Annotated in this window: 24 protein-coding genes and 3 tRNA genes; 10 read left to right on the forward strand and 17 right to left on the reverse strand. The window is 57.7% G+C overall.

The window, feature by feature from the left end:
- From FEZ62_RS06145 to FEZ62_RS06160, 4 genes are read right to left on the reverse strand one after another with little or no spacing between them, the layout of a single operon-like run.
- Window positions 1-498 carry a pilus assembly PilX N-terminal domain-containing protein gene (locus FEZ62_RS06145; protein ID WP_172927155.1) on the reverse strand — a complete coding sequence of 166 codons (498 nt, stop codon included), beginning with the start codon at window positions 496-498 and terminating at the stop codon, window positions 1-3.
- Window positions 498-1,121, reverse strand: coding sequence for a prepilin-type N-terminal cleavage/methylation domain-containing protein (locus FEZ62_RS06150; protein WP_172927156.1), 624 nt, complete (start codon window positions 1,119-1,121; stop codon window positions 498-500). The genes FEZ62_RS06145 and FEZ62_RS06150 overlap by 1 nt, the downstream gene beginning before the upstream one ends.
- Complete coding sequence (pilV, locus tag FEZ62_RS06155; protein ID WP_172927157.1) at window positions 1,118-1,582, reverse strand: type IV pilus modification protein PilV; 465 nt, start codon at window positions 1,580-1,582, stop codon at window positions 1,118-1,120. Before pilV ends, FEZ62_RS06150 begins: the two co-directional genes overlap by 4 nt.
- Window positions 1,579-2,049 (reverse strand): GspH/FimT family pseudopilin, encoded by a 471-nt coding sequence (locus FEZ62_RS06160; protein ID WP_172927158.1) that lies wholly within the window; start codon window positions 2,047-2,049, stop codon window positions 1,579-1,581. Before FEZ62_RS06160 ends, pilV begins: the two co-directional genes overlap by 4 nt.
- A gap of 332 nt (window positions 2,050-2,381) precedes the next feature.
- On the opposite strand from FEZ62_RS06160, the gene thiO reads away from it, so the two are divergent.
- The gene (thiO, locus tag FEZ62_RS06165) at window positions 2,382-3,482 is read left to right on the forward strand and encodes a glycine oxidase ThiO (protein ID WP_172927159.1); all 1,101 of its coding nucleotides are present in this window, start codon (window positions 2,382-2,384) and stop codon (window positions 3,480-3,482) included.
- Window positions 3,483-3,556: 74 nt separating this feature from the next.
- Here thiO and FEZ62_RS06170 read toward each other — a convergent pair whose 3' ends face one another.
- The 3 genes from FEZ62_RS06170 to FEZ62_RS06180 are packed head-to-tail and all read right to left on the reverse strand — an operon-like array spanning window position 3,557 to window position 6,712.
- Window positions 3,557-4,894: a sigma-54 dependent transcriptional regulator gene (locus tag FEZ62_RS06170; protein ID WP_069898108.1), complete on the reverse strand. Its 1,338-nt coding sequence runs from the start codon at window positions 4,892-4,894 to the stop codon at window positions 3,557-3,559.
- 2 nt (window positions 4,895-4,896) lie between these two features.
- Window positions 4,897-6,489 (reverse strand): ATP-binding protein, encoded by a 1,593-nt coding sequence (locus FEZ62_RS06175; protein ID WP_172927160.1) that lies wholly within the window; start codon window positions 6,487-6,489, stop codon window positions 4,897-4,899.
- Window positions 6,479-6,712, reverse strand: a complete 234-nt coding sequence (locus tag FEZ62_RS06180) for a PP0621 family protein (RefSeq protein ID WP_150547680.1) — start codon at window positions 6,710-6,712, stop codon at window positions 6,479-6,481. Before FEZ62_RS06180 ends, FEZ62_RS06175 begins: the two co-directional genes overlap by 11 nt.
- Before the next feature lie 302 nt (window positions 6,713-7,014).
- Between FEZ62_RS06180 and FEZ62_RS06185 the strand changes: the two genes are divergently transcribed.
- Both FEZ62_RS06185 and FEZ62_RS06190 read left to right on the forward strand, forming a co-directional pair.
- A complete protein-coding gene (locus FEZ62_RS06185) occupies window positions 7,015-8,649 on the forward strand; it encodes an NAD+ synthase (protein WP_172927161.1) in 1,635 nt (544 codons plus the stop codon).
- A gap of 840 nt (window positions 8,650-9,489) precedes the next feature.
- On the forward strand, window positions 9,490-9,702 hold the full coding sequence (locus tag FEZ62_RS06190; RefSeq protein WP_172927162.1) for a hypothetical protein: 213 nt from the start codon (window positions 9,490-9,492) through the stop codon (window positions 9,700-9,702).
- A 29-nt stretch (window positions 9,703-9,731) separates the two neighbouring features.
- On the opposite strand, the gene FEZ62_RS06195 is transcribed toward FEZ62_RS06190, so the two are convergent.
- The gene (locus FEZ62_RS06195; protein ID WP_172927163.1) at window positions 9,732-10,727 is read right to left on the reverse strand and encodes an outer membrane protein assembly factor BamD; all 996 of its coding nucleotides are present in this window, start codon (window positions 10,725-10,727) and stop codon (window positions 9,732-9,734) included.
- A gap of 148 nt (window positions 10,728-10,875) precedes the next feature.
- Here FEZ62_RS06195 and rluD point away from each other — a divergent pair, with 148 nt between their 5' ends.
- The 3 genes from rluD to clpB all read left to right on the forward strand — a co-directional run bounded on the left by rluD (window position 10,876) and on the right by clpB (window position 15,939).
- A complete protein-coding gene (gene rluD / locus FEZ62_RS06200) occupies window positions 10,876-11,850 on the forward strand; it encodes a 23S rRNA pseudouridine(1911/1915/1917) synthase RluD (RefSeq protein ID WP_069898103.1) in 975 nt (324 codons plus the stop codon).
- A complete protein-coding gene (pgeF, locus tag FEZ62_RS06205) occupies window positions 11,802-12,584 on the forward strand; it encodes a peptidoglycan editing factor PgeF (RefSeq protein ID WP_090509547.1) in 783 nt (260 codons plus the stop codon). The genes rluD and pgeF overlap by 49 nt, the downstream gene beginning before the upstream one ends.
- Before the next feature lie 787 nt (window positions 12,585-13,371).
- Window positions 13,372-15,939, forward strand: coding sequence for an ATP-dependent chaperone ClpB (gene clpB / locus FEZ62_RS06210; RefSeq protein WP_172927164.1), 2,568 nt, complete (start codon window positions 13,372-13,374; stop codon window positions 15,937-15,939).
- Between the two features lie 114 nt (window positions 15,940-16,053).
- Here clpB and FEZ62_RS06215 read toward each other — a convergent pair whose 3' ends face one another.
- Both FEZ62_RS06215 and FEZ62_RS06220 read right to left on the reverse strand, forming a co-directional pair.
- A complete protein-coding gene (locus FEZ62_RS06215) occupies window positions 16,054-16,386 on the reverse strand; it encodes a PilZ domain-containing protein (RefSeq protein ID WP_069898100.1) in 333 nt (110 codons plus the stop codon).
- 9 nt (window positions 16,387-16,395) lie between these two features.
- Window positions 16,396-18,768, reverse strand: a complete 2,373-nt coding sequence (locus FEZ62_RS06220) for a DUF1631 domain-containing protein (protein WP_172927165.1) — start codon at window positions 18,766-18,768, stop codon at window positions 16,396-16,398.
- 211 nt (window positions 18,769-18,979) lie between these two features.
- On the opposite strand from FEZ62_RS06220, the gene FEZ62_RS06225 reads away from it, so the two are divergent.
- The 3 genes from FEZ62_RS06225 to FEZ62_RS06235 all read left to right on the forward strand — a co-directional run bounded on the left by FEZ62_RS06225 (window position 18,980) and on the right by FEZ62_RS06235 (window position 19,224).
- Window positions 18,980-19,055: transfer RNA gene (locus FEZ62_RS06225), tRNA-Asn, on the forward strand.
- Between the two features lie 12 nt (window positions 19,056-19,067).
- A tRNA-Pro gene (locus FEZ62_RS06230) sits at window positions 19,068-19,144 on the forward strand.
- A gap of 4 nt (window positions 19,145-19,148) precedes the next feature.
- A tRNA-Lys gene (locus FEZ62_RS06235) sits at window positions 19,149-19,224 on the forward strand.
- A gap of 191 nt (window positions 19,225-19,415) precedes the next feature.
- On the opposite strand, the gene FEZ62_RS06240 is transcribed toward FEZ62_RS06235, so the two are convergent.
- The 4 genes from FEZ62_RS06240 to FEZ62_RS06255 all read right to left on the reverse strand — a co-directional run bounded on the left by FEZ62_RS06240 (window position 19,416) and on the right by FEZ62_RS06255 (window position 22,242).
- Window positions 19,416-20,735, reverse strand: coding sequence for an NAD(P)/FAD-dependent oxidoreductase (locus FEZ62_RS06240; RefSeq protein WP_069898098.1), 1,320 nt, complete (start codon window positions 20,733-20,735; stop codon window positions 19,416-19,418).
- A gap of 63 nt (window positions 20,736-20,798) precedes the next feature.
- Entirely contained in the window at window positions 20,799-20,972 is a 174-nt protein-coding gene (locus FEZ62_RS06245; protein WP_069898097.1) for a DUF3094 family protein, read from the reverse strand.
- Window positions 20,973-21,051: 79 nt separating this feature from the next.
- The gene (locus tag FEZ62_RS06250) at window positions 21,052-21,546 is read right to left on the reverse strand and encodes an MOSC domain-containing protein (RefSeq protein WP_172927166.1); all 495 of its coding nucleotides are present in this window, start codon (window positions 21,544-21,546) and stop codon (window positions 21,052-21,054) included.
- A 66-nt stretch (window positions 21,547-21,612) separates the two neighbouring features.
- The gene (locus tag FEZ62_RS06255) at window positions 21,613-22,242 is read right to left on the reverse strand and encodes a DUF1780 domain-containing protein (protein ID WP_069898095.1); all 630 of its coding nucleotides are present in this window, start codon (window positions 22,240-22,242) and stop codon (window positions 21,613-21,615) included.
- Window positions 22,243-22,364: 122 nt separating this feature from the next.
- Between FEZ62_RS06255 and FEZ62_RS06260 the strand changes: the two genes are divergently transcribed.
- The gene (locus FEZ62_RS06260; RefSeq protein WP_172927167.1) at window positions 22,365-23,042 is read left to right on the forward strand and encodes an energy-coupling factor ABC transporter permease; all 678 of its coding nucleotides are present in this window, start codon (window positions 22,365-22,367) and stop codon (window positions 23,040-23,042) included.
- An 864-nt stretch (window positions 23,043-23,906) separates the two neighbouring features.
- On the opposite strand, the gene yacG is transcribed toward FEZ62_RS06260, so the two are convergent.
- The 3 genes from yacG to FEZ62_RS06275 form a co-directional block, all read right to left on the reverse strand.
- Window positions 23,907-24,113, reverse strand: a complete 207-nt coding sequence (gene yacG, locus FEZ62_RS06265) for a DNA gyrase inhibitor YacG (protein WP_172927168.1) — start codon at window positions 24,111-24,113, stop codon at window positions 23,907-23,909.
- On the reverse strand, window positions 24,110-24,718 hold the full coding sequence (coaE, locus tag FEZ62_RS06270) for a dephospho-CoA kinase (RefSeq protein ID WP_172927169.1): 609 nt from the start codon (window positions 24,716-24,718) through the stop codon (window positions 24,110-24,112). The genes yacG and coaE overlap by 4 nt, the downstream gene beginning before the upstream one ends.
- Window positions 24,719-24,998: 280 nt before the next feature.
- Window positions 24,999-25,874, reverse strand: a complete 876-nt coding sequence (locus tag FEZ62_RS06275) for an A24 family peptidase (protein ID WP_172927170.1) — start codon at window positions 25,872-25,874, stop codon at window positions 24,999-25,001.
- Between the last annotated feature and the right edge of the window lie 2 nt (window positions 25,875-25,876).

A 25,876-nucleotide genomic window follows, 5' to 3' on the forward strand; every position in this document is an offset into this window, starting at 1 on the left:
TTAGTAGCGGACCAGATGACCTTGACGGTGCTCGGCTCGTGCGGGGTGCTCAGCGGGTGAGCAGCTGATATCCGTATCAATGCAGGTGTTGCTGCGACTGATTATGTTGAAACAGGCGAATTGAAAGGTGCTCGAATCTTCGGCAGCGTCCAGCGAATAGGCGGGCACTACTTTTTCGCAGGTTCCGGGGCTGGCAGCCTTGGCAATGAATTGCGCCACTTGGGTTTCACTGCTGCTATCGGCGCTGCTTAGAAGACTGACGGTGCCCAGCACATCGGGTGAGGCGGCTATGTTCAGGGATTTCTTGAAGTTCTCGATCCATGCCTGAATGCCACTTTCTGCAGCTTGAAAGGCAGTGTTTTGTTCCTGGCTGTTGGTGGCCATGCGTACCTGTAGCGACGACTGATACGCGGCTGCAATGGCGATAATGGTGAGCAGCAGCAACAGCGACAGACTGATCAGCAAGGCCGCTCCGGTTTGTTCATGACGAGCATTCATCAGAGTCGATTCCTCAGCTGATAGGTGTTGCTGTAAGTGCGGGATACCTCGTCACGTGCATCGTTAATGTTCAGGCTCACGCGTACGGCGCGGGTGTCGGCAAGTTGTTCGGGGGTGACTTCGCTGCTCTCTACCCATAAGGTTTTGCTGGCTGCCACGACGGCGAATTCAATGACATTGATACGCGTGTGATCCAGCACCGGTTCGTCGTCCATGCACAGGCGGTTGGTTTCGCATTGGCGGTAGGTCACGCGCTTGAGAAACAGCGCTTCGCCTTGGCAGGTTTTGTAGTACGAGAACGGCACACCGGTGTCTTGCGTGGTGGCGTAGTTGAACGTAATGCTCTGATCGTCTGCTTCAATGGCATCGTTGGGCAGGGTCAGCCCCTTGATTTTCAGTGTGCTTCTGGCTGAGCGACAGCCTTGATACCCGGCTCTGCGGGCATCACTGCCGATGATCTCCAGTGCGATCCGCCCGCTTTCCTGAACCCGGGCGATCGCAACGTTTGTGCGGTTCGAGGCCGATGTGCCAGCGAACAACTCGATTGCCCCGAGAATCAGCAATGAGCTGATCAAAATGGACACCATCAGTTCTATCAGGGACATGCCCGTTTGCTTGCTCATAAGTCAAAACTCACGGCAAAGCTGGAGTCACCTGTTACGCCCTCAAGCGCGGAGGATTCCACCCAGATAATTTCGATGCTGTACTGGTTGTCGGTGCGGGTAATGTTGGCCCGAGCCCCGGGAATACTTGAGGCCAGCATGGTTTGCCATTGGTGCAGATCAAGCTGCGCTTGCTCAGTGTCTGTGCAACCTTCATCGGCGCACTCGGGGCGCTCACCGAGGCTGTCGTCGGCGTCGAGCAGATAGTCATCGGCGCTGCTAGCTAGTGCATGGTTGAGGCGAGTGCGTTCAGAGAAGTCATACACCATCAAGCTGGCCTGGCCGCGCAAGTAAGCGCTTTGGCTGGCCTGAACGCTGGTCATCATCAGCGTTGCCATGCCGAGTAAACCGATGGATAAAATCACCACGGCGATCAGCACTTCAATCAGGGTGAAACCGCGTTGCTGAGTGGGTTTTTTCATGAGCAAGACACACCGCTGCAGGCCTGGCCGATGGCATTAACCTGGATCACCCGCTCGAAGTCATCGCCGCGTGAGTCGTTGAGCGTGAAGGAGGCTGCAGTGGTTTTACCGTCTCCGCGATAGTCGATGCGCGGCCGTGTACTGGTGATGGTTACACCGGCGCTCCTCAACGGCACCACACGCAGAATGTCGTCGCCCTGCGTGATTAAAATACCTGCGCTCCAGTTCGCATCATTCACACAGGTGCTTTGATCCGGGCTGGCAGCGCATACCGTGATGGTGCTGTGCAACTTGGCCGCTTCGCTGCGGGCCATTTGCATCACGCCGAGCAGGTTATTGGCGGTGCTGGTCAGGCGGTTTTCGAGTATCAGTGAGCGGAAGCTGGGAACGCCGATTGTGGCCAAAATCCCTATGATGGCCACCACCATCAGTAACTCGGTCAGGGTGAAGCCTTTTTGAGTGCGCATTGGGTCTCCTCGGTTCCATCCGATAGCGCTAACCATGTCCATAGATTGCGCGACTCAATTCAACAGGTTCGTGCGCAACGGTTAGCCAACAACGCCATTCAGCCGGATTTGGCCTGCATGAGTGCGGTGAGGGTTCTCAATCCGGGGCGGCGAAAGGTCGGGAATTACTACAGGAAATTGCGTCAGGAGGATTTGCGCGACGCATGTCGCAAATCTGCTGTGTGGCACAACCGGGGTGATTGCGGTTTTGTTGCTGCCCCTCGCGGCGCTGACGGGCATAATTGGCCAATGTCGCAGCACGTTTGTTCATACACAGCAACAAGAGAGGGTGCATGTCAGGGGTTGATGCAGTCGTAATTGGTGGTGGTGTAATCGGTTTGCTGACCACCCTCGGGTTGGCGCAGGCCGGCCAGAAAGTGTTGTTGCTGGAGCGCCAGCAACAGGTGGGAAGTGAGGCGTCGTGGGCCGGTGGTGGCATTGTCTCGCCGTTGTATCCCTGGCGTTATGCACCGGCTGTGTCGGCATTGGCGCACTGGTCGCAAGACTTCTATCCCAAGCTTGCCGAGCAATTACTGGCGGCTACCGGCATCGACCCCGAAGTTCATGTGACCGGGCTGCACTGGCTGGATCTCGACGACGAGGCAGACGCGCTGAGTTGGGCGCAGCGCAATCAGCGGCCCTTGTTTGCAGAAGATATCGACTCTGTTTATCGCGCTGTCCCGCCGCTTGGGCCTGGCTATCAACGCTCCCTGCACATGCCCGGAGTGGCCAATGTGCGTAACCCTCGGCTGATCAAATCGCTGCGCGCTGCCTTGCAGGGATTGGGCAATGTACAGCTGCGCGAAGCCGCTGAAGTGACCGGCTTTGTCCGTGATGGCGAGCGGGTGGTTGGCGTTAAAACCGCCGCAGGCGAGTGGCTGGCAGAACGGGTGATTGTGGCGGCAGGTGCCTGGAGCGGCGATTTATTACGCAGCCTGAACATCGAGTTGCCGGTGGTGCCGGTGAAAGGCCAGATGATTTTGTTCAAGTGTGCCGATGACTTTCTGCCGAGCATGATATTGGCCAAAGGCCGTTATGCCATTCCGCGCCGCGACGGGCATATTCTGGTCGGCAGCACCCTTGAGCATGAAGGCTATGACAAGACGCCAACCGAGACTGCGCTCGCGAGCCTGCATGCCTCGGCGATAGAGTTGCTGCCCGCATTGGCGGATGCCGAAGTGGTCGGGCATTGGGCCGGGTTACGACCAGGATCGCCGGACGGTGTGCCGTTTATCGGGCCTGTTTCCGCGTATCCGGGCTTGTGGCTGAACTGCGGCCATTACCGCAATGGGCTGGTGCTGGCGCCAGCGTCATGCCAGTTGCTGGTCGATTTGCTGCTGGGACGCGCGCCGATCATCGCCCCCGATCCCTACGCTCCGGACAACCGCCTGTAAGCGTGGCGAGGCGACAGTCAACCTACGCAGTTGCTGTCGCCGTGATCATCGCTTTCGGGCTTTGGCGTTTGGGTTTAATCGATGCCCAGCTTCTTCAGACGGTAGCGCATGGACCTGAATGTCAGTCCCAGCCGTTGGGCCGCGGCGGTGCGATTCCAACGGGTTTCTTCCAGCGCCTGCATGATCAATTTGCGCTCGATCTCTTCGAGGTGATCTTCAAGGTTGTCGATCTCGGCCAGGCTCGCCTCGCTGGCATCGCCGCCCGGTGAAGCGTCGGCAAGGCGCAAATCGCCGGCGCTGATCTCGTCGCCTTCGCACAGGGTGTAGGCGCGCTCAAGCATGTTCTCCAGTTCGCGCACGTTGCCGGGAAAACGGTAGCACTTGAGCTTGTCCAGTGCTTCGCTGGTAAGCGTCGCGGGGCTTGCGCCGGAGCCTGTGGCAAGTCTTGCAAGCATGGCATTTGCCAATTGGCTGATGTCTTCGCGGCGTTCACGCAAGGCCGGTACGCGCAATTCGATCACGTTGAGGCGGTAGAACAAATCCTGACGGAAGCGCTCGGCAGCCACTTCGGCGCCGAGGTCTTTATGGGTGGCCGAGAGGATGCGCACATCGACCACCACTTCCTGCTGACCGCCCACCGGGCGCACGGCTTTTTCCTGAATCGCACGCAGCAGTTTTACCTGCATTGCCAACGGCAGATCGGCAACTTCATCAAGAAACAGGGTGCCGCCATTGGCCGCTTGAAACAGCCCTTGCTTGTCTTCTATGGCGCCAGTGAAGCTGCCTTTCTTGTGGCCGAAGAACTCGCTTTCCATCAACTCGGATGGAATGGCGCCACAGTTGACCGGCACGAACGGCTGTTCGGTGCGTGGGCCGGATTCGTGAATCAACCGCGCCACCAACTCCTTGCCGCTGCCTGACTCGCCGCTGATGTAAACCGGCGCCTGGCTGCGGGCCAGTTTGTGGATTTGCTTGCGCAGGCTGTTCATCGGCGGTGAGTCGCCGAGCAGGCGGCTATCAACCGGCAACTTCTGATTATCGACCGAACCCAGGCGCAATGCGCTGTTCACCAACTCGCGCAGGCGGTTTAGATCCACCGGCTTGGTCAGGAAGTCAAACGCGCCGGCCTTAAGTGCGTTTACCGCTGTGTCGAGGCTGCCGTACGCGGTAATCATCGCCACGGGCATCTGCGGGTGGCGCTGGCTGATGTATTGCACCAGCTCAATGCCGGTGCCGTCGGGCATGCGCATGTCGGTCAGGCACAGGTCAAACGGCTCTTTGCTCAGCCATTCACGCGCCTCCTTAACATTGCGCGCGCAACGGGTGTCGAGCTTCATGCGGCCAAGGGTTATCTCAAGTAGCTCGCGGATATCGGGCTCGTCGTCAACGATCAATGCTCTTTGGCGGGTCATGTTCAGCTCAATTTACGCGGGTGGGCAAAGGTGATGCGAAAACAGCTACCACCTTCATCACGAGGTTTGTAATCCAGCCTGGCCTGATTGCTCTCGCACAGCTCGCGCGAAATATACAGGCCAAGGCCGGTGCCTTTATTCTCGGTAGTAAAGAAGGGTTCGAAGATGTGCGAGACCTGATCGCTTGGAACGCCACGCCCATCATCGAGAACCTCAAGTACCGGCAATTCGGTTTCATCGGCGCAGAACAAGCGTAACCAGACCTGCGCCTGACTGTTGTTCTGAGCACTATAGCGCAAGCCGTTTTGCACCAGATTGGTGACCACTTGGGTCAGCTGGTTGGGGTCCATGCGGGTTTTGGTATTGCCCTTGAGTGTTTCAACGTGCAGCGTCTGCGAGCTTTTCAGGGTGCCGCGAAACTCGCTGGCGAAACGGTGAACCCAGTATTTAAGGTCGAGCAGTTGCGGCTCCGGCTGGCGACGGCGGGATAGCTGCAGCACGTTTTCGATAATCAGGTTCATCCGCCGGGACTGATCCTGAATAATCTGGATCAGACGTTTATCGGGGGCCTGCAAATCTTCCGACTCATTGAGCAATTGAGAGGCGTGGCTGATGGCGCCCAACGGGTTGCGTATCTCGTGGGCGATGCCAGCGGTCAGGCGGCCAAGGGCAACCAGCTTGAGTTGCTGCGCCTGTTGGGCTAGCTCGGTGGTGTCATCCAGAAACACCAGCACGTTCTGCTGCGCGCCGTGTTGCACCTTAACAAAGCTTGGTTGCAGCATCGGGCCATCCGGCTGAGCCCTGAACTCGGCCGAGCGCAGGGTCGGGTTGTAATGCCATTGATGCAGGCAGTTGATTAGCTCGGGGCAGTGCGGATCAACAATCAGCCCGGTAATGTCCGTGTGTCCCAGCAGGCGTTTGGCGCCATCGTTGGCCAACAGCACGCGGTTATGCGTATCCAGCACCAGAATGCCGGTGCGCATGCGCTGCAAAATCAGCGAGTTGAGGGCTTCCAGGTTGGCGACTTCTTCAGCACGTTGCTCCGCCAGGGTCTCGCTCAAATACAGACGTTTGCTGATGCCCTGAACGAACAGCGCAGCAGCGAAACACAGGGTGCCGAGTGCTCCGGCCTGCACATATTGGCTCGATGCCGATGGGTGAATGATGCTCAGGTAGAACGTCAGGTAAATCATGCCGATAGTGGCAATGGCCGCGATCAGCAGGCCGATTCTGCCGCGCAGCAGAATATTGGATATGGCAACCGCCACAATCAGCAGGTTGCCGATACCGCTCGGCGTTCCGCCTGCGGCAAAGAACAGCGCGCAGAGCAAAATAACATCGACCAAGGCCAGGCTGAATATCTGCACCGTGCTGCGCGGGCGTTGCACGCTGACCGCAATGGTGATGTTGAGAATCAGGTAGAACCAGCTGCCGGCGCGAAATAGCGCCGGATGCACCATGTCGAGTAACTGGCTGTCGAGGTCGCTGGAAATAAGGAAGGCCAGCGCCAGGCCAATGATCAGGCGGTAAAGGTTGTAGAGCTTGAGTATCCGTCGGCCTTGAGCGCCGCGCAGGGTGAACTTATCAGCGATCACCGGATTTCGGGCCTTGCTCTAAGTGCTTCTTGCTGCAGTACCAACGGCTGTTTTGCTCAAGCGCCTGCTCTTGCGGCAAGTACAGATTGCAATGCGCGCAACGAACCATGGGCTTGGCCGTGTTGGCTTTGGTCTTGGGCCGGGCAGGGCGGGTGATTCGGCGGAACAGCCAGTAGCCGGCAGCTGCAATTGCAATAATCAGTATCAGGCGAAAAAGGCCCATAAAATGCTCTTCCAAAAGGGGTGCAGGCAGTTTAGCGAAGCTTGTCCGGTGCGCACAGCCGCTAATTTCGACTTAATTCGGCGGGCGAATCAGCGAATGCCTATGATCGGTGATTTTTAATCGTCTTACTGTCTATTGCTCGGCAGTGTTGCGCCTAAGATTACCCGCAATAGGTGACATTGCTCGCGCTAAATAGTGGGCTTGACGTTGTTCTCGGACGCGCCGATGCGGGACAATGCGCGCCATACGGCGATGAGCATCAGAATGCCATTGCACATGCTTTTTATTTGGTGGAGGCGGCCATGAGCCAAACCCTGCGGGTCGTGATGGCCCAATTGAATATGCGAGTCGGCGACGTTCACGGCAACGCCGAGCAAGTGATCGAGGCTGCGTGCAGCGCCCGCGACCAGTGGAATGCTGACGTAATTGTGTTTCCCGAGCTGGCGCTGAGCGGCTATCCGCCAGAAGATTTGCTGCTGCGTTCGAGCATGCAGCTGCGCATCGAGCAGGCACTCAAGCGTGTGCAGGACGAAGTACGCGGCATATATGTGGTGGTTGGCTTCCCGTGGCTGGAAGACGAGGTGCGTTACAACGCCTGCGCAGTCATCGCTGACGGCCAGTTGCTGGCCCGCTATTACAAGCAGAAGCTGCCCAACTATCAGGTTTTCGACGAAAAACGCTACTTCATCCCGGGCGATCAGCCGTGCGTTGTCGACATCAAGGGTATTGCCGTAAGCCTGACCATTTGTGAAGACATCTGGTTCGCCGAGCCCATGCAGCAGGCGCGTGACGCCGGTGCGCAGTTGATGCTCAGCCTCAACGCCTCACCGTTCCATCTGGATAAACAGCGTGAGCGCGAAGAAGTGCTGAGTGAGCGCGCGCGTGCCGGGCAGATGCCGATCGTCTACGTCAATCAGGTGGGCGGTCAGGATGAGCTGGTGTTCGATGGCGGAAGCTGTGTGGTTGCAGCCGATGGCACGGTGCATTCGCGAATTGCCGCATTCCGTGAAGGGCTGTATCCGGTCGATTTGCAGATTCTCGACGATCAACAAATTGTCCCGCGTGAAGCGGCCAGTGCAGCGCTGCCAGAGCTGGAAGCCAGCGTATACGAAGCGTTGGTTGTGGGCGTGCGTGACTATGTGCGCAAAAATGGCTTCAAGGGCGTGCTGCTCGGGTTGTCGGGCGGTATCGACTCGGCGCTGACGTTGGCGGTGGCGGTTGATGCGCTGGGCGCTGAGCATGTCGAAGCGATCATGATGCCTTATCACTACACCGCGCAAATCAGCCTGGAAGATGCGGAGGCCGAAGCGCGTGCGCTGGGCGTCACCTATCGGGTGCTGCCGATTGCGCCGATGGTCGAGTCGTTCATGACGACCCTGGCACCGGTATTCGAGGGCATGGGCCGCGATACCACCGAAGAGAACCTGCAAGCGCGCTGCCGTGGCACGCTGTTGATGGCCATTTCGAACAAGAAGGGCTATCTGGTGCTGACCACCGGCAACAAGAGTGAAATGGCAGTGGGGTACGCCACGCTTTACGGCGACATGGCCGGTGGCTTTGATGTGCTCAAAGACGTGCCCAAAACTCTGGTATTCCGTCTTTGCGAGTACCGCAACACGCTGAGCCCGGTGATTCCGCAGCGGGTTATTGACCGTCCGCCATCAGCCGAGCTGGCGCCGGATCAAAAAGACGAAGACTCGCTGCCGCCGTATCCGGTGCTCGATGAAATCCTCAAGCTTTACATCGAATACGACCTGTCGGCCAATGCCATCATTGCCGAAGGGTTTGATGCCGACACAGTAAACCGCGTGCTGCGCCTGGTTGATCTGAACGAGTACAAACGCCGTCAGGCCGCCGTTGGCGTGCGCGTAACCCAGCGCGGCTTCGGCCGTGACCGCCGTTACCCAATCACCTCAGGCTGGCGTCGCGGGGATTAAGATCGATTGCTTCGCGTGAAGCGTAAGCAGGGCGGGCCAATTCCTGCGGAGGATGGATAAACCGCAGGTTAATCCGTCATAACGATTTCGCGGTCATGCGCGGTTTGGCTCTTGATTTGTGCACGAATCGGCGAATTTTGGCGACGTTGTCGCGCGACGGATTGCCCCGGTACGGGGCTATCCATCCTCCGGTTGTGATAAAGCGTGACGTGGCGCAATGCTGCGCGTGGCCACCCATGGAGGATGGATAAACCGCAGGTTAATCCGTCATGGCGATTTCGCGGTCGTGCGCCGTTGGCTTTTGATTTGTGCGCGAATTGACGAATTTTGGCGACGTTGTCGCGCGACGGATTGCCCCGGTGCGAGGCTATCCATCCTCCGGTCGCTGCGTGACGTGGAATGGCGTGGCGTAATGCTGCGTGTCGCCACCCGTGGAGGATGGATCAACCGCAGGTTAATCCGTCATGGCGGTTTGGCGGTCGTGCACGGTTTGGCTTTTGATTTGCGTGTGAATTGGCGAATTTTGGCGACGTTGTCGCGCGACGGATTGCCCCGGTACGGGGCTATCCATCCTCCGATCGCCGTGTGACGTGGTTTGGTGAGGCGTGGAATGGCGTGACGTGGCGCAATGCTGCGTGTCGCCACCTGCGGAGGATAAACCGCAGGTTAATCCGTCATGGCGGTTTCGCGGTCGTGCGCGGTTTGGCTTTTGATTTGCGGGTGAATTGGCGAATTTTGGCGACGGTGTCGCGCGACGGATTGCCCCGGAGCGGGGCTATCCATCCTCCGGTCGCCGTGTGGCGTGGTTTGGTGTGATGTGTAATGACGCGACGTGGCGTAATGCTGCGTGCCGTCACCGGCGGAGGATGGATAAACCGCAGGTTAATCCGTCATGGCGATTTCGCGGTCGTGCGCGGTTTGGCTTTTGATTTGCGGGTGGATTGGCGAATTTTGGCGACGTTGTTGCGCGACGGATTGCCTTGGTCCGGGGCTATCCATCCACCTCCGATGGTGTTGATTGAACAAATCGCAGGTACAAAAAAGGAGGCCTGAGCCTCCTTTTTTGTGTGACGCGTTGGCGTTTAGTCAAACACGCCAAAGGTCATGTAGCTGAACCATGACCGATCATTGCTCTCGACTTCAGGCTCTTCGACCGCGCCTTCACGGATCTCTTTCGGGATCTGGTCCTGGGCGTCTTGGTACTGGCGCTCAACATCCTGGCTGGCGCGGGTTTCACCTGGCGGCAGCGGAGCGTCGGTTTCAATCAGGCCCAGAGTCATCTTGGCCAGCCAGGAACGGTTGTCTTCCTCTTCTTCGAGAGGCACGAACTGGCCGTCTTCAAGGCTTGGGTGATCCGGGTAGTTGAGCTTCAGCGTTTCCAGGCTGGTGTTGGCCAACTCGGTCAGGGTCAGGTGCTGATACGCCTCGGTCATTACCGCCAGGCCGTCACCCACTGCCGGGGTTTCCTGGAAGTTCTCAACCACATAGCGGCCACGGTTGGCAGCCGCAACATAGGCGTGGCGAGTCATGTAGTAATGCGCCACGTGAATTTCGTAGGCGGCCAGCAGGTTGCGCAGGTAAATCATCCGCTGCTTGGCGTCCGGCGCGTAACGGCTGGTCGGGTAGCGGCTGGTGAGCTGGGCAAACTCGTTATACGAGTCACGGGCAGCGCCTGGGTCACGCTTGGTCATGTCCAGCGGCAGAAAGCGCGAGAGCAGGCCGACATCCTGGTCGAACGACGCCAGACCTTTGAGGTAATAGGCGTAATCGACGTTGGCGTGCTGCGGGTGCAGACGAATAAAGCGCTCGGCCGCCGCGCGTGCAGCTTCCGGCTCCGAATTCTTGTAATGCGCGTAGATCAGCTCTAACTGAGCCTGCTCAGCGTAACGGCCGAACGGGTAACGCGACTCCAGCGCTTTCAGCTTGGTAACGGCGCTGGAGTAGCTATTATTGTCCAGGTCAAGCTGGGCCTGCTGGTACAGCTCGGTTTCACTGAGGTTCTCGTCCAGCGGTTCTTTAGACGAACAGGCGGCTGTTAGAGCGAGGATGGCGATCAGCAGCAGGTGTTTCACTTGCATGGCGGCTTGCGTCCCTGTGACGGCGGCTGTCTTGAGCTCAGCCGTCCTGTTATGATGAACGCCCCCGGTAGCCCTGGGGCAAAGTCGCCGTATTTAACCACAAGCGCGTAGCTGAAACCAAAGGCTATGCCCCCCGCTGTTGCAGAGTATGTCATCAATAATTAAGCAGGCCATTCATTTAAGCGCCGAGGTTCCATCCGAAATGGGTGGTCAACGCCTCGATCAAGTCGCCGCCCAACTCTTCGCGGAGCACTCCCGTTCGCGCCTTTCCGCCTGGATAAAAGAAGGCCTGCTGACCGTTGATGATCAGGTGGTGCGCCCGCGTGACATCGTTCACGGCGGCTCAGTGCTGGTTCTTAATGCCGAGCAAGAAGCGCAGGGTGAGTGGGTTGCGGAAGATATCCCGTTGGATATCGTCTACGAAGACGAACATATCCTGGTGATCAACAAACCGGCCGGATTGGTTGTGCATCCGGCTGCCGGGCATGCCAGCGGTACATTGCTGAATGCGTTGTTGCACCATGTTCCGGATATCGTCAACGTGCCGCGCGCCGGCATTGTCCATCGTCTGGATAAAGACACCACGGGCCTCATGGTCGTGGCAAAAACCATTCAGGCGCAGACGCAACTGGTGGATCAGTTACAAAAACGTACCGTTAGTCGTATTTATGAGTGCATCGTTATCGGCGTGATTACCGCCGGCGGCACCATCAATGCACCTATCGGGCGTAGCTCGGCGCAGCGCCAGCGCATGGCAGTGACGGATGGCGGCAAGCCGGCCACCAGTCATTACCGCGTACTGGAACGTTTCCGCTCGCACACGCACACCCGGGTCAAACTCGAAACCGGGCGCACCCACCAGATTCGTGTGCACATGAGCCACGTCGGTTATCCGTTGGTTGGCGATCCGGTTTATGCCGGGCGTTTCCGGATTCCGCCGGCTGCCAGCCCGACACTGGTGCAAAGCCTTAAAGAGTTTCCACGTCAGGCCCTGCACGCGCGCTTTCTGGAGCTGGATCACCCAGAGACCGGTAAGCGCATGAAGTGGGAGTCGCCATTACCGGATGATCTGGTATGGCTGCTGACATTGTTGCGCCAAGACCGCGAGGCATTTATCGGGTGAGCAGTTTTGCGCACGACTGGCTAACCCCGGATTGGCCCGCGCCAGCCTGGGTTCGAGCTTGCATTACCACACGCTCGGGCGGTGTCAGCTTGGCGCCGTTCGATACGCTGAATCTGGGCGAGCATGTTGATGATGATCCGGTTGCGGTGGCCAAAAACCGCCAGCGTCTGATCAGCCTGATTGGTTGCAAGCCTGCCTGGCTGAGCCAAGTGCATGGCGTTGCTGTGGTCGAGGCAGACCCGACGCAAGTGCTCAGTGCCGACGGCAGTTGGACTGCAACACCGGGCGTCGCCTGTACGGTAATGACTGCTGACTGTTTACCTGTGTTGTTCTGTGATCGCGCCGGCAAGCGCGTCGCCGCTGCGCATGCAGGGTGGCGTGGGCTGGCGGCTGGCGTGCTTGAAGCGACGCTGGATGAAATGGCCGTCGAGCCTGAAGAAACCTTGGTCTGGCTGGGGCCTGCGATTGGCCCGCAAGCATTTGAAGTGGGTGCCGAGGTGCGCGAAGCCTTCGTCGCTCAGCACGCCAATGCCGTAGAGGCATTCAAACCCAGCGAGAATAGTGGCCGTTTCATGGCGGACATCTATCAGCTCGCGCGCATTCGCCTGGCTGCTCGCGGAATTACCGCTGTGTACGGCGGCGATTTTTGCACCGTGACAGATCCACGGTTCTATTCCTACCGTCTGGCCAATCGCACCGGACGCTTTGCATCGCTGATCTGGCTGGCGAATTAATCGGCTGGTTTGTCCTACTCTGCCAGGCTTTTGATTCTCGCGTGGGACGGCGGACTCGGGCGACCGGGGTCGCCTTGACGGATTGCCCTTTGCGGGGCTATCCATCCTCCGTCTTCTGTTTTTGTCGAAATCTTCCGTGGAGGATGGATCAGCCGCAGGCTGATCCGTCATTGCGGTGTCATGGTCGTGCGCGGTCTGGCTTTTATTTGTGTGCGGGGCGGCGGATTTGGGCGACTTGGTCGCCTTGACGGATTGCCTCCTTGCGGGGCTATCCATCCTCCGTCTTATGGTTTTGTCGAAATTCTCCGTGGAGGATGGATCAACCGCAGGTTAATCCGTCATTGCGATGTAATGGTCGTGCGCGGTCTGGCTTTTGATTTGTGCGCGGGGCGGCGAATTTGGGCGACTTGGTCGCCTTGACGGATTGCCCCTTGCGGGGCTATCCATCCTCCGTCTTCCGGTTTTTTCGAAATCCTCCGTGGAGGATGGATCAACCGCAGGTTAATCCGTCATTGCGGTGTCATGGTCGTGCGCGGTCTGGCTTTTGATTTGCGCGTGGATCGGCGTGTTTGGGCGACGGGGTCGCCATGACGGATTGCCTCCTTGCGGGGCTATCCATCCTCCGTCTTATGGTTTGGTGTGGGGCGCGCGGCGTGGTTTGAATATCAAATCCTTCCTTCGTTGCTTGAATTTTGCACAATCGCCCCGATCTATTGTTCATCTCGGCAGGTTTTGTTTTTAGGTGCGGTTGTGTGCGCCGGCCTGCTTTTAAAGGAAGGGTGACGTTATGCGAATAGACCGTTTAACCAGTAAATTGCAGCTTGCCTTGTCCGACGCCCAATCGATGGCTGTCGGCCTCGACCATGCAGCTATTGAACCGTTGCACCTGATGCAGGCTTTGCTGGATCAGCAAGGCGGTAGCATCAAGCCGCTGCTGATGCAGGTCGGTTTTGATGTGAACAGCCTGCGGAGCGCATTGACCAAAGAACTTGATCAGCTCGGTAAGATTCAGAGCCCTACCGGCGATGTGAACTTGTCGCAGGATCTCGCGCGCCTGCTTAATCAGGCTGATCGCCTGTCGCAGCAGAAAGGTGATCAGTTTATCTCCAGCGAGCTGGTGCTGCTGGCCGCGCTGGACGATAAAACTCGACTCGGCAAATTGTTGCTCGGCCAGGGTGTCAGTAAGAAAGCCCTGGAAAACGCCGTGAACAACTTGCGTGGTGGTGATGCGGTGAATGACCCCAACGTCGAAGAGTCGCGTCAGGCGTTGGACAAATACACCATCGACATGACCAAGCTCGCCGAAGAGGGCAAGCTTGATCCGGTGATTGGTCGCGATGATGAAATTCGTCGCACCATTCAGGTGTTGCAGCGCCGCACCAAGAACAACCCCGTGCTTATCGGTGAGCCCGGTGTCGGTAAAACCGCCATCGTTGAAGGCCTTGCCCAGCGCATTATCAATGGCGAAGTGCCGGATGGCCTTAAAGGCAAGCGCCTGCTCTCGCTGGATATGGGGGCGTTGATCGCGGGTGCCAAGTTCCGCGGTGAGTTCGAGGAGCGCCTCAAGGCGGTACTCAACGAACTGTCGAAGCAGGAAGGCCAGATCATCCTGTTTATCGACGAGTTGCACACCATGGTCGGCGCCGGTAAAGGCGAGGGCGCGATGGACGCGGGCAACATGCTCAAGCCTTCATTGGCACGGGGTGAGTTGCATTGCGTGGGCGCAACCACGCTTGACGAATATCGCCAGTACATCGAGAAGGACGCCGCGCTGGAGCGGCGTTTCCAGAAGGTGTTGGTCGATGAGCCAAGCGAGGAAGACACCATTGCGATTCTGCGTGGCCTTAAAGAACGCTATGAAGTGCACCACCGGGTTGCGATCAGCGACAGCGCGATCATTGCGGCGGCCAAACTCAGCCATCGCTACATCACCGATCGGCAACTGCCGGACAAGGCAATTGACCTGATCGACGAGGCTGCGAGCCGTATCCGCATGGAAATCGACTCCAAGCCAGAAGTGCTTGATCGCATGGAGCGGCGCTTGATTCAACTCAAGGTTGAGCGTGAGGCGCTCAAGCGCGAGGAAGACGATGCAGCCTTGAAGCGTCTGGAAAAGCTCAAGGATGAAATCGGTCGTCTGGAGCGCGAATACGCCGATCTGGAAGATATCTGGAAGTCGGAGAAGGCCGAGGTCCATGGCTCCGCGCAGATTCAGCAGAAGATCGAGCAAGCCCGTCAGGAGCTTGAGGTTGCCCGGCGCAAGGGCGAGCTTGAGCAGATGGCGCGCCTGCAGTACAGCATTATCCCGGATCTTGAGCGCAGCCTTGAGATGGTCGATCAGCACGGCAAGACCGAGAACCAGTTGCTGCGCAGCAAGGTAACCGAGGAAGAAATTGCCGAAGTGGTCTCCAAGTGGACCGGCATTCCCGTGTCGAAAATGCTCGAAGGCGAGCGCGACAAGCTGCTGAAAATGGAGACGCTGCTGCATGAGCGGGTAATTGGTCAGGATGAGGCCGTGGTGGCCGTATCCAACGCCGTGCGTCGCTCGCGTGCGGGGCTTTCTGATCCGGATCGGCCAAGCGGCTCGTTCCTGTTCCTCGGGCCTACTGGTGTGGGCAAAACCGAGCTGTGCAAGGCGCTGGCCGAGTTCCTCTTTGATACCGAAGAGGCTTTGGTGCGTATCGATATGTCTGAGTTCATGGAGAAACACTCCGTGGCCCGATTGATTGGTGCTCCACCTGGCTATGTGGGTTACGAGGAAGGCGGTTATCTGACCGAAGCAGTGCGGCGTAAGCCTTACTCGGTGGTGCTGCTGGATGAGGTTGAAAAAGCCCATCCGGACGTCTTCAACATCTTGCTGCAAGTGCTGGAAGATGGCCGGCTAACCGACAGCCACGGGCGCACAGTGGATTTCCGTAATGTGGTTGTGGTGATGACCTCCAACCTGGGCTCGGCGCAGATTCAGGAGTTGGTGGGTGATCGCGAAGCGCAGCGTGCGGCCGTGATGGACGCCGTGAGCACACACTTCCGGCCGGAGTTCATTAACCGGATCGACGAGGTTGTGATATTCGAGCCGCTGGCCCATGAGCAGATCGCAGGCATTGCGCAGATTCAGTTGGAGCGCCTGCGTGGTCGTCTGGCTGAGCGTGAGCTGACGCTTGAGCTGAGTGATGAGGCGCTGGAGAAGTTGATCGCCATTGGTTACGACCCGGTATACGGGGCGCGGCCACTAAAACGTGCGATTCAACGCTGGATCGAGAACCCGCTGGCGCAGTTGATTCTGGCTGGCAAGTACCAGCCCGGCAGCCCGTTGATAGGCCGTGTCGAAGACGATGAAATCGTTTTTGCGCAGTAACCGGCTAGCGTCAGATGAGCCCCGCCCAGTGCGGGGCTTTTTTTGCCTGTTTTTTGGCTTGCGCCTGGCGTCAAAGGTGCTCGCCAAGCGCCTGGTCAAGCATGCTCGGGCGTTTCAATGCAGCTTGAGCAGAGCTTGCAGGGTGGCCTCGTGCTCCTCGGCCAGGTCGATAATGTGAAATCCTGCCCAGCCATGCTGGCCATCCGCGCCAGGGCGGCTCCAGAGGCATTCTGCACCAAAGGTGATATCACTCAGACCTTCGATGGTTTGCGCGCATTTAAGGCGCCCTGCGATGATGCTGTCTACGGCAATTTCAGTGTTGCAGAACAGCATGAAACCCTCGCTTGAAAGATCAACGACCCGTCCGAGGTATTCCTCGGAGTGCAGGTCGTAAACTTCCAGTTGCAGCTCGGTGTTGTAGCGGTTCTGCTGGCGACGCTCGTCCATGAAAACTCCTCAGGATGTCTCGGTGGTGCGGCCGCTAAAGCGCTGCATAATGCGGTAAATCGCGTTCAGGGCGCGATCCATGATCGGGTTGGCAGAGTCTGCCGGGATTATCCGCATCACGCCTTTTTCGACCTCTTCGGCCAGTTCGCGCAGGGTTTTGATACTCACGCGCTGCCCGCTGTTATCCACAAACATGTAATTGCGCGTGGTGGGGCTGAACCATGAAAGTTTGAGACGGCGCGACGGGGTATTGGTCGTGCACTCGAACCATGTGCCGAACTCGATCAGTTCAAGTTCTTTGATCAGCGCCTTGATGCGTGGAGGGATTTCGCTGTCCTCCGGTTTGGCGACGGGTTGATCCTCGATCATTTTGCCCAGTTGGCTTTCGAGTAAGCTCGGGTTGAGCTTCTCGGCCAGCTCCGGCTGGCGTGCCTGAACGGCATGCTGGCAGGTGACGATGTCCTGCAGCAGCCGGCGAATACCTTCTTCGTTGTATCCGCCCAGCAGGTTAAGGCCGTCGTGCAGTGATTCGAGTAAATGCACGCGCACTTCATGCAAGCGCTTGAGGCCCTGTGCGTCGAGTACGGTGCCGCTCCATGCCAGTTGCTCGGCGGCATTGCAGGCGCTTTGCCAGTCTTCGCTGTCCCGGCCGTGACGCAGGTAGATAAACACCAGAACATCGGTCCAGGTCAGCTTCAGGAAGTTGCGGATAATAGTCGGTGGTTCCCGGTCCGCAAGGCTGGCCGAGATCATTTCATTGGCAAACTCGCGGGCTTCGAGTAGCTTGTCGCGCCCCTTGATTGTCTCTACCGCGCGGCGTTCGCGCAGTTCTACCTTGCGCTTGAGCGTGTCGACGTAGGCGCTGAACTCTTCGGTCAATTCCCCAAATAGCGCCAGATCGCCGGTAAACCCGTTGATTACCTGTTCGACAACCTGCTGCATTTTACCCAGCAAATCAGAGTCTTCACCTTCACAGCCATAAATCACCCCAGCCTGGGCCATGGTGTTGAGCAATTGACGGGCAGGGTGGCTGTGCTGGCTGAACAGCGCGCTGTCGAGCAGGGCGACTTTGAGGTACGGCGTATGCAAGTGCGAGAGCACGGTCTTGCAAGCGTTTGGCAGGTTTTCGTCATCAAGGATGAAATCGAACAGCATACCGACCAGGTCAATGACGTTGGCTTGTTGCTCAGTCAGCTTGTGCTGCTCGGGCTCATCGCTATAGGAAGAGAGCTGCTGGTGCAGGTCTGCCTTCAGCGCCTCTACAGGTTGCGGCGCCATCAGCCGCTTGGCAATGTCCTGTGCGGTGAGTTGCTGCATGCGGTTGAGGGCATCCAGTAACTCGCCTGCACTGTAACTGCGTGTGGCGCCAGTCGGGGCAAAGTGGGCAATGCTGTGCGTGCCGCCGAGCAATGGATCATCGCGGTGCGAGCGGCGGTGTTCAGTCATCAAGCCGGCCAGACTGCTCAGCAGAACGTTGGGATCTGTCGGCGGTGTTGCGCTGAACGTGCCGGGAGCTTCAGGTGCAGAGAAGCTTGATGCGGTGCCGGGATGCCCTGAACTGGGCGCGCCTTGCATGCCAGCAGGTGCGCCGGGCTGTGTTCCTTCGCCCGTATGCGCGGCTGGCGCGTGGTTGCCGCCGGCGGGCCCGGTTGTGCCGGAACTTTTCGGTTTGCGGATGCTGTATTTAAGGTTCGGCAGAATCCCACCATCTATAAGGAGCTGATTGACTGCCTGATAAGTGAGGTCGAGACCGCTCATGACATGGCGATCGAACTGCTTATAAAGCACCACCTTTATCTGGATTTGCAGATCGTGGGGTTTCAGGGCCAGCTGAAAAGCCTCCGCGATCAAGCGCGGGCCGAGCGGATTGAGTTCTGTATCCGGTCTGACGCCACGGTTAAGCAACGCCAGGCGCTGCTCAAGTGCATATAGATGAGGGGCACTTGCTGTGCTGACCCGGTTGACCATGTTGGTGATGTGCATGTTCTCTTCATACACATCCGGCTCAATCAGTGTAAGCGGTTGCTCTTCACTCGGGGCTTGAGCGCCGGGTGCTTTGATCCTTGCTTTGGCTTCAAAGAATTCGGTGAAGTTGTGGGAGATTTTCTGGTGGTAGTCATGCTCGATCTTTTTGCGCAGATCACGGATTCGCGATCTGGCGTCATAAAAGAGGGCTTGAGCATTGGGGGTGTGCTGAGCAGATGAAGCTTCGAGCAATGCGCTATCGGCCCAGTTGAATACCTCAGTAAGGTTTTCAGCCAGGTTGTTCATTAATAGCTTGCGGCAGCTGAGGGCCAATTCGCCTAGGCGTGGCTGTATTCCTCGGCGAGCAAGCGTCGGCTCATTTGCTTTTGGGCCCTTGGGGATTTCCTTGTCTGTCATTGTAGTCCTGGCCTGCAGCGATGAGTTCCTGCGGTGTCCGCGGGTGTTGTTTTCAGTGAAGATATAGCAGTGAAGCACTTATCTGCAAAGTATTGTCATAAAAGCAAAATAGGGTGTTGACAGGTAGTAAATAATCCGTAAAATGGCGCGCCTCAGATGAGGGAAAGCGCGAAAGCAAAAGCCCAAAACTGAGAACTTTGAAGGTGATAGTTCCGCGATAGCTCAGTTGGTAGAGCAAGTGACTGTTAATCACTGGGTCCCTGGTTCGAGTCCAGGTCGTGGAGCCAAATCTTCAACATCGGGGTATAGCGCAGTCCGGTAGCGCGCCTGCTTTGGGAGCAGGATGTCGGGAGTTCGAATCCCCCTACCCCGACCAATTTGGGTCGTTAGCTCAGTTGGTAGAGCAGTTGGCTTTTAACCAATTGGTCGTAGGTTCGAATCCTACACGACCCACCATTTTCGCTCTTGCTGTTCAAGAGTCGAATCTTAGGGAGCGATAACACGATTATCGCAACCGGTTAAAGAAAGCGCCTTAGGGCGCTTTTTTTATGCCTGCGATTTGTGATGCTGGCCGCCATCCGCGTGCAAAAAGCTGTGATGCTGGCAGGCCATACGCCGTTAAGCGCTCGGCCTGCCGTGTTCTTCTGTCAGTGTAGCTTGAGTCGCGGCTCTGTGCTGCGGCCGATCAGGTCGCTGAGCATCAACAGCGCGGTGCGCGTTACGCCGTACAGCGCCATCTGGTGCATCCGATACAGCGAGATGTAGAACATGCGCGCCAGCCAGCCTTCCAGCATGACGCTGCCGGTCAGGTTGCCCATCAGGTTGCCGACAGCCGAAAAACTCGCCAGCGAAATCAGCGAGCCATAATCGCGATAGCGATATTCCGGCAATGCCTGGCCTGCATCCTCGATGCGCAGCTTCAAACTTTTAGCTAATAATGACGCTTGTTGGTGTGCAGCCTGGGCGCGGGGCGGCACATTAGCGCCGACAGTGCCAGGCTCAGTGCCGGGTTGCGGGCACGCGGCGCAATCGCCAAAGGCAAAAATATTTTCATCGCGCGTGGTTTGCAGGGTAGGGCGCACAACCAGTTGATTGATCCGGTTGGTTTCCAGGCCGGCAATGTCCTTGAGAAAGTCAGGAGCGCGAATACCGGCCGCCCAGACTTTAAGCGAGGCGGTGATAGTGTTGCCGTCCTTGGTTTTCAGGGCATCTGCGGTGACTTCGCTGACTGCGGAATTGGTCAGTACGGTCACGCCGAGCTTTTCCAGCGTTTCATGCACCGGTTGGCCAATGCGTTCGGGCAGTGCCGGTAATACGCGCGGACCTGCTTCAATCAAAGTAATGCGCATGTTTTCCGGGCGAATCCGGTCAAGGCCGTAGGCCGATAGCTCATGCGCCGCGTGGTGCAGCTCGGCAGCCAGCTCAACGCCGGTTGCGCCTGCGCCAACAATCGCCACACAAATCTGTTCAGTGGTTACGTCCTGATTGGCGTGCGCGCGCAGGTAATGGCTGAGCAACTGGCGGTGGAAGCGTTCGGCTTGCTCACGGGTATCCAGAAACAGGCAGTTTTCAGCCGCGCCGGGAGTGCCAAAATCGTTGGTGGTGCTTCCGACGGAAATTACCAGACTGTCGTAACTGAGCTCGCGCTGGGGCACCAGAACCGCGCCGTTTTCATCCAGCGTGGCTGTCAGCGTGATGGTTTTACTTTCGCGGTCCAGTGCGCTCATTCGGCCGAGCTGGAACTGGAAGTGGTTCCATTTGGCCTGCGCGACATAATTCAATTCATCTTCCGATGAGTTGAGTGAGCCTGCTGCCACTTCATGCAGAAGCGGTTTCCAGATATGCGTGAGGTTGCTGTCGACGAGGGTGATCTGCGCCTTGCCGCGTTTGCCCAGTTTTCTACCCAGGCGGGTAGCAAGCTCCAGGCCGCCGGCGCCGCCGCCAACGATCACTATTCGATGGGTCATTTAGAGTTCTCATAATGTTTTGAATAAAACAGGCAGAGATCGCGTGGGCGAGCGCAAGGCAGCTCATAGCACCAGTTGACCTAAAAGACGGCTGAGAATGCCGAGGGCGATGGTGATCGAGACAAGAATCAGTACCAGCCGCCAGCCACGAAACGGCTTGCGTTCAACTTGGTGCTGCGGCGCGCTGAGGTATTGATCAACACGCTTTTGGTCTTCGGGGCTCAATCTACTCGACATGTGCACCTCTTGGCAGTGGGCGAATGAGCACGGAGTGCATCTACGCCCTTCTCTTATAGGGGTATTCTAGCTGTGTGCTTCATAGCGGCTCAACGACCAGTTTGGCATCCAGGCGAATAACCCCGCCTTGCAGCACGCGAGCGGTAATGCCGCCATGCCCGCGCATGGCTTGAAAGGTCCCGAGCCCGAGGTTCTGCTCAAGGCGTGCGCAAGGCTGGCACCATCCGGTGGTTTCGAAAATGGCTGAGCCAATACGAAAGCGCCGGCCCTTGAGGCTGAACAGATTGATATCGCTAATGGCTATGTTACGGCGCAAATCGTGCGGGCGAATCGGGTTGTCTGGCGCGCGATCAAGCAGGGCGCTCACCACAGGCAGGTGTTCCCACTGAATAAAAGTCACCTGGCGTGCGTTGCGGGCGCTGGCCCGGCTGTGATCGCCGGTAAGGCCGGCATCAAGTCTGGCTTCTACTGCGTCCAGCTCAATCATCGGTGCGCGCGAGGCCGGGCGCACGCCAATCCAGCGCACACGGCCTTGTTGCGGCACTGCCGCGAGTAATTCTTGTAAAGGGCTCATTGCACTCCATCGTAGCGCAGAACATAGGGAAGTTGAGGTTCAGTGGGCTGCATTCTCAGCATGTGCTCACAGGCCGACGCCTGCATCAAACAATACCGTGCGACCACAGTTGCTGCGCAGAAAGTCTGGGGCATCGGAGTGGGCGAATAACACCCGGGCAAACGTTGGGCCTACCAAAGACAGCGAACGCCAGCCTTGTCGCAGGTATTCGGTGGGCGGCGGGAAATGACTGTTGAAATCCGGCACTGCGCGTTTAAGGCTGACGAATGCCAGCAAGTCCAGCTCGCCAGGGTCCAGCCCGCGCTCTTTGTAATTGTGCGATTTCTTGCGCAGTGTGGGCGCAAGCCTGGCAACAAGCTCGGCGGCCGGTATGCGCCGGGGTTTGGCCTCACGCCGGACCAGTTGGCTCAGCGAGAAAGCCGTGCGTCGACGCTCCAGCTCCGCGCGCCATTCGTCATTCAGGCGGCGGCCTTCATCCAGAACAAAAAACACCTCGAAATTGGCATCGCGAAATAAGGCGTCGGGCGGCTCGTGATCGGGCGGGCTGAATTCATCTTGCCGGTAGCGGATGTTCAGGGCCTGTAATAACCGCTGGCACACCCAGACTTCACGTTCCCATTTGCGTGAGTTGGATAAAAAGTCGCTGGCTTGCTCGGCTTGTTGCGTGAGCAGGCGTAAGTACTCTGCATCGTCCATGTCAGCAGCTTAAGTTCTTGCACAGGGCGCGTCGAGTGGCTGTATCGGCAATCAGTAGCAACTGTCGGGATTTTACCGCCGGGAGTAGACTGCCAATAGAGTTGGGTTGGGTGGAGTGAGTGATGATTGCTGCAGAGCTGCTCTCAACGACGAGCCAGGTAGCCGGCTGGGTGATTTATGCGCCCGCGTTGCTGTGGGCAATCTGGCGAGCGCCCTGGTTGCAGCTGATCAGTGACACGCGCCGTCAGCACCTGTTGTTTGGCACTGCGTTTGCGGTTTTTTTACTGTGGCTGGTGCGCCGAGATTTCGAATCAGGCCTGTCGTATCACTTTTTAGGCATGACCGTTGTTACCTTGCTGCTGGATTGGCCGCTGGCAATATTGGTTGGCTTTGCGGCGCAATTGGGCATGCTGGCATTAGGGCGGCAGGACTTACCGGCGCTGGGCATGAATGGTTTGTTATTGGTGCTGGTGCCCGTGCTCGTTACCGAACTCTGCGCGCTGCGTGTTGAGCGGGCGCAGCCGAAAAACCTGTTCGTTTATATATTTTTCTGCGGTTTCTTTCCCGCTGCTTTGGGTACGCTGCTGAGCATTCTGCTGGGGCTTGGCGTGCTGTGGGTGGATGGTCTGTTTCCGATGCCGCCCTGGCTTGAAGACTTTATCGGCTACCTGTGGCTGGTGATATTCCCCGAGGCCTTTATTAACGGCATGTTGGTGACGGGGCTGGTGGTGTTCTACCCCGATTGGCTCGAAACCTTCAACCGAAGCCGATATCTCTCGGCCCCCTGGAACGAACCTTGATTTGGGAGCGCTGAAAGCTACTGCGCTCCCGTCGCCCAACTATGCCGATCCACACGCAAACCAAAAGCCAGACCGCGCACAACCAATACATCGCAATGACGGATCATCCTGCGGTTGATCCATCCTCCACGGGAGATTTCGACAACACCGAAAGATGGAGGATGGATAGCCCCGCAAGGAGGCAATCCGTCAAGGCGACCCCGTCGCCCAAATTCGCCGATCCAAACGCAAACCAAAAGCCAAACCGCGCACAACCAAAACATCGCAATGACGGATCAGCCTGCGGTTGATCCATCCCCCACGGAAGATTTCGACAAAACCGAAAAATGGAGGATGGATAGCCCCGCAAGGAGGCAATCCGTCAAGGCGACTGCGTCGCCCAAATACGCCGATCCACACGCAAACCAAAAGCCAAACCGCGCACGACCAAGACATCGCAATGACGGATCAGCCTACGGTTGATCCATCCTCCGCGGGAGATCTCGACAACACCGAAAGATGGAGGACGGATAGCCCCGCAAGGAGGCAATCCGTCAAGGCGACCCTGTCGCCCAAAGTCGCCGATCCACACAAAAACCAAAATCCAAACCGCGCACGACCAAGACACCGCAATGACGGATCAGCCTGCGGTTGATCCATCCTCCACGGAGGATTTCGACAAAACCGAAAGATGGAGGATGGATAGCCCCGCAAGGAGGCAATCCGTCATGGCGACCCCGTCGCCCAAATACGCCGATTCACACGCAAACCAAAATCCAAACCGCGCACGACCAAGATATCGCAATGACGGATTAACCTGCGGTGATCCATCCTCCACAGAAGATTTCTACAAAAGAGCTTGGGGTGCTCTTTGGGGGGGGGGGCTTATTGTTGGCGGGGTGTTGGGGTCAGGTTTTCGGAGAACAGGTCGTCTTCCAGTTCGTTGCCGGGGATGGCGTGTTGTTCGGAAGCCCAAGCGCCGAGGTCGATCAGTTTGCAGCGTTCAGAACAGAACGGCCGGCTTGGGCTTTGTGGGCCCCATTCAACGGGGGCTTCGCAGGTTGGGCATGCGACGAGAGTTGGGCTGCTCATGGCTGGCCTCCTTTAAGGGTCAAATAAAAATCATGCAGGCGCGCGACTTCATCACGCAGCCACGCCAAATCGCGGTCATTCACCAGCACGTCATCGGCGTATTTCAGACGTGCTTCGCGGCTGGCCTGCGCATCCAGAATGGCCTGCACTTGTGCGGCCGAGCTTTGATCGCGCTGCATGGTGCGCTCAATCTGCAGGGTCTCGCTGGCATCAACAACCAGGATGCGCTGGGTTAGTTTGCTTTGGCCGGACTCAACCAAAAGCGGCGAGGCGAGAATCGCATAAGGCGACTCGGCTTTGGCCAAATACTCGACAATCTCCTGGCCGATCAACGGGTGCAGCAAGGCTTCGAGCCAGCGCCGTTGCTGAGCGTCCTTGAAGATCAGCTCACGCAATGCGGCGCGGTTGAGTTGGCCATCTGCCTGTAAAACGCCAGCGCCAAAATGCTCGACAATTTTTGCCAGCGCCGGACGTCCCGGCTTAACCACCCAGCGCGCCGCGTGGTCGGCATCAATCAAATGCACGCCGTGCTCGATGAAGCACTGCGCCACTGCGCTCTTGCCGCTACCAATGCCGCCCGTAAGGCCAAGTATCCAGGGTTTCATGCGCTCGCAGCTCAAACAGATAACCAGCCCCGATTGTAAAGCAGCCCTCGGTTATTGGCGAACCCGCAGGTCAGTGGCAGGCCTGGCCAAAATGACGAAGAGTAACGGTGCTTGCGGGATACTGAGCCGATAAATAGGGAATTTGGAAGGTGCTGAAATTGCCAGAGGGACTACGCCTGCTCGCCACGCATCGCGTGTTAGCGGGCGGTGAAGCAGGGTGGATGACGTTTGGTTCATCCACCCGACAGATCATGCTCGAGCCTAAATGTATTGCTTTGCTTTATGCGCCGAAGCCGGCGAAGTGCAAGTAGGTCGAGGTGATTTGATCGCCCCAGATCAGCGCGATCCAGCCGGCGATTGCCAAATAGGGCCCGAACGGAATCGGTGTGCTGGTTTCGCTATCTTGCAGGCGCAGCATGATCAAGCCCAGCACCGCACCTACCAATGACGAGAGCAATATTGTCAGCGGCAATATCTGCCAGCCGCCCCACGCGCCGAGCATGGCCAGCAATTTGAAGTCGCCATAACCCATGCCTTCCTTGCCCGTGATCAGTTTGAACAGCCAATACACAGACCAGAGGCTCAAATACCCCGCGACCGCGCCCCAAAGTGCCGAGTCCAGGCTGGTGAACAAGCCGAAGCTGTTCACAATCAAGCCGACCCATAGCAGCGGCAATACCAGTGCATCCGGCAGTAGCTGGTGGTCTGCATCAATCAGGCTCATTGCCAGCAAGCCCCAGCTCAACACGAGCATGGCGGCTGCTTGCCAGCCAAAACCAAAATGCCAGGCAATGAATGCTGAAAGCAGCCCGCAAGCCAGCTCCACCAGCGGGTAGCGCTTGCTGATGGGGGCTTTGCAGCTTGAGCATTTGCCGCGCAGAAACAGATAACTCACGATGGGAATATTTTCCCAGGGGCGAATTTCATGCGCGCAAGAGGTGCAGGTCGAGTTCGGCAGAATCAGGTTGAAGGTTTTGCCTTTCGGCTCCTCGGGTAGTTCCAGCGCCTCGCGTGCCTGCATTTGCCAGTCGCGCTGCATCATGATCGGCAGGCGGTAAACCACCACATTGATGAAGCTACCCACCAACAAGCCAAGCAGCAAAATACACAAAGAAAAGGCCAGCAAATTGCTGGCCATAAAATCGATTATTGGCATGA

Source organism: Pseudomonas sp. MS19 (genome assembly GCF_013277615.1).
GTDB classification, from domain to species: Bacteria; Pseudomonadota; Gammaproteobacteria; order Pseudomonadales; family Pseudomonadaceae; genus Aquipseudomonas; species Aquipseudomonas marincola.